We start from the raw sequence: 6,071 nt of genomic DNA, 5'->3' as shown, positions 1-6,071 counted from the left end.
GCGCGATATCGATCCGGCGCGCGATCCAGACCTTGTCGTGCGACTGCACGTAGTCCAGGAAACGCTGCAGCGCGCGAAAGCGCCCAGGGCGGCCGAGCAGCCGGCAATGCATGCCGATCGACAGCATCTTCGGCTGGTTCAGCCTCTGCGGATCGCCCTCGGCGTACAGCACGTCGAAGGCGTCCTTCAGGTACTGGAAGAACTGCTCGCCGGTGTTGAAGCCCTGCGGCGTGGCAAAGCGCATGTCGTTCGAGTCCAGCGTGTAGGGCACCACCAGATGCGGCTTCGTCTCGCCGTTGCTCGTCCGCACCTCGGTCCAGAACGGCAGGTCGTCGCCGTAGTAGTCCGAGTCGTAGACGAAGCCGCCGTGCTCGACCACCAGGCGCCGCGTATTGGGGCTGTCGCGGCCGGTGTACCAGCCCAGCGGCGCGCTGCCGGTCAGCTCGCGGATGATCTGCATCGCGATGCGCATGTGCTCGCGCTCGGTGGCCTCGTCGATGTTCTGGTAATGGATCCAGCGCCAGCCGTGGCAGGCGATCTCGTGGCCGAGTTCGACGAAGGCGCGGGTCAGCTCGGGATGGCGCTGCAGCGCCATCGACACCCCGAAGATGGTCAGCGGCAGGCCGCGCTGCTCGAACTCGCGCAGGATGCGCCAGACGCCGGCGCGCGAACCGTATTCGTAGATGCTCTCCATGCTCATGTGGCGGTCGGGGTAGGCTGCCGCGCCGACGATCTCGGAGAGGAACTGCTCGGAAGCCGCGTCGCCATGCAGCACGCAGTTCTCGCCGCCTTCCTCGTAATTGAGCACGAACTGCAGCGCCACGCGCGCGCCGCCCGGCCAGTGAGCATGCGGCGGCCGCGCGCCGTAGCCGATCAGGTCGCGGGGATAGGGTTGGCCGGCATCGGCACCGGCCGGCGAGCGGGAAGCAGTGAGCGGAGTGGACATGATCTGCGGTATGCGGAAATCGATGAAGGCGGTAAGCGATGAAGGCGGTAAGCGATGAAGGCGGTGAGCGATGAAGGCCGCGCCTCAATTGATCGCGAACGGTGCCAGCATGCCGGCGTAGGCCTTCGGCAAGGGCCTGGCCCAGTCGCCGCGCTTGCTGGTGCGCAGGCGGATCGCGACCAGCGACTCGACCATCTTGACCGCCGACACCACGCCGTCGATGACCGGCGCGCCGATCGCCTCGGAGATCTCCTCGCACAGGTCGGTCATGCCGGCGCAGCCGAGCACGATGCAGTCGCTGCGGTCCTGCGCCAGCGCCTCGCGGCACGACTCGGTGATGATGCGGCGCGCGTCGGAGCCCGGCCGCTCGAGCTCCAGCACCGGCAGATCGCAGGCGTGCACGTTGCGGCAGAACCGTTCCATGCCGTAGCGCTCGGCCAGATGCCACGCGATATTGCAGGTGCGCGCCAGCGTGGTGACGACGCTGAAGCTGGTGCCGATCAGGCTGGCCATGTGCATGGCGGCCTCGGCGATGCCGATCACCGGCCCGCGCGCCATCTCCCGTGCCGCGTACAGCCCCGGATCGCCGAAGCAGGCGATCACGTAGCCGTCGACGCCGTCGGCCTCGCCCAGCCGGATCTCCTCGAGGATGCCCGGCACCGACAGCGCCTCGTCATAGTGGCTCTCGATGGAAGCGGGTCCCATGCGCGGGCTGACCGCGACGATGCGCGTGTCGGGCGAGGCCACGGTGCGGGCGCATTGGCCGATCTTGTCGGTCATGCTTTGCGTGGTATTGGGATTGATGATCTTCAGCTTCATGGCAAACGTCGGGTGGTCGGATCGTCGGGGTCGTCGGATCGTCGAGGTCGTGAAGTCGTCGAGGTCGTCGTGGCGTCGGGTCGTTGTGGCCGGTCAGGCGGCCGCGAAGAAATGCGGCATCATGCGGCGCGCCAGCACGCGGTACAGCACCAGCGCAATGCCCATGCCGATGAACCAGCTGTAGTTGGCCAGGCCCTGCCAGGCCGGCACCACCACGCACAGGATCGGGATGATGGCGGCCGGGATCATGGTGGCGATCGCCACCGGGTTGTAGCCGCGGGTGTACCAGTACTTGCCCTGCGGGCGCATCGTGTACAGGTCGTCGACGTCGACCTGCTGGCGGCGCACCAGGTAGTAGTCGGAGATCAGGATGCCGAACAGCGGCCCGATGAAGGCGCCCAGCACGTCCAGCGTGTAGTGGATGACCTGCGGGTTGTTGTACAGATTCCAGGGCGTGATGAAGATCGAGCCGACCGCGGCGATCATGCCGCCGGTGCGCCAGCTGATGTGCCTGGGCGAGACGTTGGAGAAGTCGAACGCCGGCGAGACGAAGTTGGCGACGATGTTGATGCCGATGGTGGCGGTCATGAAGGTCAGCGCGCCCAGCACCATCGCGAAGGTGCTGTCGATATGGCTGACGGTCTCGACCGGATCGGTGATCAGCTTGCCGAACACCGGCAGCGTGGCCGAGGTGGTGATCACGGTCAGCAGGGAGAAGCCGAGGAAGTTGATCGGCAGCCCCCAGAAGTTGCCCTTGCGGACCGCGCCGAAGTTCTTCGCGTAGCGGGAGAAGTCACCGAAATTCAGCATCGGGCCGGAGAAGTACGAGACCACCAGCGCGATCGCGGTCAGCATCACCGGCACCGCTTCCCAGCCGCTGTACTTGACGAAGCTCAGCGTGAAGCTGACGTTGCTCCAGCCTGCCTTGTTCACCAGCCAGATCGCCAGCAGGATCATCACCACATAGACCGCGGGGCCGGCCCAGTCGATGAACTTGCGGATGGTTTCCATGCCGGTCCAGAACACCAGGGCCTGCAGCACCCACAGCGTCATGAACGCGGCCCAGCCCAGGGTCGACAGTCCGGCGAAGCCATGCAGCTTGACGTCGGCATAGGGCGCCAGCGACGGGAAGAAATGCAGCGCCAGGATCAGGAAGGCCGAGGAGGCCAGATAGGTCTGGATGCCGTACCACGCCACCGCGATCAGGCCGCGGATCACCGCCGGGATATTGGCGCCGAGCACGCCGAACGAGGCCCGGCAGATCACCGGATACGGCGTGCCGGTGACCTGGCTGGGCTTGGCCACCAGGTTGCAGAAGAACTGCACGATGACGATGCCGACCAGCAGCGCCACCAGCACCTGCCAGCTCGTCAGGCCCAAGGCGAACAGGCTGCCGGCCGTGATATAGCCGCCGACGCTGTGCACGTCCGACATCCAGAAGGCGAAGATGTTGTAGGTGCTCCAGGTCTGCTTCTTCAGCGGCGCCAGGTCTTCGTTGGTCAGGCGCTCGTCGTACGACGGCTTGATCAGCGCGTTGCCATGGTGGACGGACGCGCTGTCCTGCAGCTCGGCGGCGGCAGGCGCGGTGGTGTGCATCATGCTTGTCTCCTCAAGGCGATGCCATGCGGTGGCCGGCGCGCGGGCGCGCCGGGCGGGCGGTGTGGATCGAATGGATCGGGAATCCGCTCTCAGGATTTGTTTGTAGACAAGATTGTCTACAAAATCGTTTGTAGTTGTGTACGGATTTGTAGATCACGCCTTGGTGATTGTCAACATCACGGCGGGCGGATGCGGGCAAACCCCGAGGAGGGGGAGACGCGTGGGGGCGGGGCGGGGAGGCGCAGGTGGCGTTGGCGGCCTCGGGAGCGGTGGCAGGAGGCGCCGTCAGGAGGCGGTGGTGGCGCGAGGCGGCGTCGGAAGGCGGTGGCGGAAAGGGGTGGCGAGAGGCGGCGTCGGAAGGCGGTGGCCGAAAGGGGATGGCGAGGGGCGGTGGCGAGGGGCGATGGCGAGGGGCGGTGCGGGAGGCAAAGGAAAAGGGCCGGGTCCTTGCGGAACCCGGCCCTTCACGCCGCCGTCCCCGCGTATGCGGGGGCCCGGCGGCTTACGGCTTGCTGCTTGCCTCGGCGTCCATCACGCGAAGGCCTGCAGCGCGCCCTTCATCTTCTTCATCGCGGCGGACTCGATCTGGCGGATCCGCTCGGCCGAGACGCCGAACTCGTCGGCCAGCTCATGCAGCGTGGCGCCGCCCGAGCCGTCATCGTTGACCTGCAGCCAGCGCGCCTCGATGATGCGGCGGCTGCGCGGATCGAGCTTGGTGAGCGCCTGCTCCAGGCCTTCCACCTGCATCCGGTCCTGGCGCTTGGCCTCGAGCACGCGGGTCGGCTCGTTGTGGTTGTCGGCCAGGTAGGCGATCGGAGCGAACTCCTCCTCGCCGTCGTCGACCTGGCCTTCCAGCGCCAGATCGCCGCCCGACAGACGGGTTTCCATCTCCATCACTTCTTCCGGCTTGACGTTCAGCTCGCGCGCGACCGCGTCGATCTCGTCCGGCGTGAAGGTATGGGCGCCTTGCTTGTGGCTGCGCAGGTTGAAGAACAGCTTGCGCTGGGCCTTGGTCGTCGCGACCTTGACCATGCGCCAGTTGCGCAGCACGTACTCGTGGATCTCCGCCTTGATCCAGTGGATCGCGTACGACACCAGGCGCACGCCCTGGTCCGGGTCGAAGCGCTTGACGGCCTTCATCAGGCCGATATTGCCTTCCTGGATCAGGTCCGCGTGCGGCAGGCCGTAGCCCAGGTACTGGCGCGCGATCGATACGACCAGGCGCAGGTGCGACATCACCAGCCGGCGGGCGGCCTCGACCGAGTCGTGGTCGCGCAGCTCGCGCGCGAGCCGCTGCTCCTCCTCGGCGGTGAGCATCGGAATACGGTGGACAGCCTGGATATAGCTGTCGAGATTGCCCAGCCCGGCGGGCAGGGTCAGGGCCATGCTGTTGGCGCGCTGGGGCACCATCGGCAGGGTGTTGTTCATGGTGATCGAATCGGCAGACAGGACTGCGTTCACTCAGGGCTCCTTTCGCATCCGGCGGGCGGCGTGCCCGCGTGTCGGAAGCATCAACGGCGTCGTCGCCGGCGCTTCCCACACTGCAATGCAACGCATATTAGCACTCCAGCCGGGTGAGTGCTAATTGGAGTCCGGTCCGCCGTGATAGTTCCAGAGTATCGGAGAAAATATTCCATAGCGGTTTAGGCTCGCCGGAAGGCCTCCTGCGTAACGTCGGCGGGCGCGGACATGAGTTCGTTAGAGCGTCGGCTCCGCTGCCGGTTCTGCTGCAGGGTCCATGCCATGGAGCCGCAGGGGCTACACTTGCCAGCACTGCCTCGATCCGCCCACGTCCCTGGAGTGTCAGTCATGTCCGCCATTGAACATTTGTTGAAACCGCATGTAAGAGATATCGGCGACTTCTCGGTGCGGCGTGTGCTGCCCTCCGCCGCCGCCCAGACCGTGGGGCCGTTCATCTTCTTCGACCATATGGGTCCGGTCGAACTGCCGCCCGGCCACGGTATGGATGTGCGCCCTCATCCGCATATTGGCCTTGCCACCGTGACCTATCTGTTCGAAGGCGAAATCGTCCATCGCGACAGCGTCGGCAGCGAACAGACGATCCGGCCTGGCGACGTCAACTGGATGACCGCCGGCAGCGGCATCGTCCATTCGGAGCGCTCGCCCCAGGCCGCCCGGGACGCCGGCCCGCGCCTGCACGGCATCCAGACCTGGGTCGCGCTGCCGCGCGAGCATGAGACCGTCGCGCCGTCGTTCTTCCACCATCCGGCGGCGACGCTGCCGCAACTGGTCCATGGCGGCGCCCGCATCACGGTGATCGCCGGCGATGCCTTCGGCGCGCGCTCGCCGGTGCAGGTGTTCAGCCGCACGCTCTATGCGGCGCTGGAACTGGACGCCGGCGCCAGCCTGGCGATTCCGCCCGAGCACGAACAGCGCGGCCTGTATCTGGTCGACGGCGCCGCCGCGATCGACGGCACCGCGCTGCCGGCCGAGCATCTGGCAGTGCTGACGCCGGGCGCCGAGGCCACGGTCACCGCGCTGGAGCCGTCGCGGCTGATGCTGCTCGGCGGCGAACCGGTGGACGGCCGGCGGCATATCTTCTGGAATTTCGTCGCCAGCAGCCGCGAGGCGATCGAGGAAGCGGCGCGGCGCTGGGAGAACGACGAATTCCCGCACGTGCCGGGCGAGACCGAACGGATTCCGCTGCCGCCGCGGCGGGTTTGAAAGGCGGGCGTCGTGGTTTGCG

Annotated in this window: 5 protein-coding genes; 1 reads left to right on the top strand and 4 read right to left on the bottom strand. The window is 66.8% G+C overall.

Features of this window, described 5'->3' with window-relative positions; all coding sequences use genetic code 11:
• The 4 genes from puuE to rpoH form a co-directional block, all read right to left on the bottom strand.
• The coding region (gene puuE, locus K7G19_RS19220) for an allantoinase PuuE (RefSeq protein ID WP_226108604.1) at window positions 1-946 on the bottom strand (946 nt) is incomplete at its 3' end.
• Window positions 947-1,030: 84 nt separating this feature from the next.
• Window positions 1,031-1,765 carry an aspartate/glutamate racemase family protein gene (locus tag K7G19_RS19215; RefSeq protein ID WP_226108602.1) on the bottom strand — a complete coding sequence of 245 codons (735 nt, stop codon included), beginning with the start codon at window positions 1,763-1,765 and terminating at the stop codon, window positions 1,031-1,033.
• Window positions 1,766-1,858: 93 nt separating this feature from the next.
• Window positions 1,859-3,364, bottom strand: a complete 1,506-nt coding sequence (locus K7G19_RS19210) for an NCS1 family nucleobase:cation symporter-1 (RefSeq protein WP_150084679.1) — start codon at window positions 3,362-3,364, stop codon at window positions 1,859-1,861.
• 531 nt (window positions 3,365-3,895) lie between these two features.
• Window positions 3,896-4,792: an RNA polymerase sigma factor RpoH gene (gene rpoH, locus K7G19_RS19200; RefSeq protein WP_023263656.1), complete on the bottom strand. Its 897-nt coding sequence runs from the start codon at window positions 4,790-4,792 to the stop codon at window positions 3,896-3,898.
• A 381-nt stretch (window positions 4,793-5,173) separates the two neighbouring features.
• Here rpoH and K7G19_RS19195 point away from each other — a divergent pair, with 381 nt between their 5' ends.
• The gene (locus K7G19_RS19195; protein WP_149320095.1) at window positions 5,174-6,049 is read left to right on the top strand and encodes a pirin family protein; all 876 of its coding nucleotides are present in this window, start codon (window positions 5,174-5,176) and stop codon (window positions 6,047-6,049) included.
• Window positions 6,050-6,071: the final 22 nt, after the last annotated feature.

The organism is Cupriavidus sp. DB3 (assembly GCF_020418465.1).
Lineage (GTDB): Bacteria > Pseudomonadota > Gammaproteobacteria > Burkholderiales > Burkholderiaceae > Cupriavidus > Cupriavidus cauae.
This window is presented reverse-complemented; position numbering and strand designations above follow the sequence as displayed.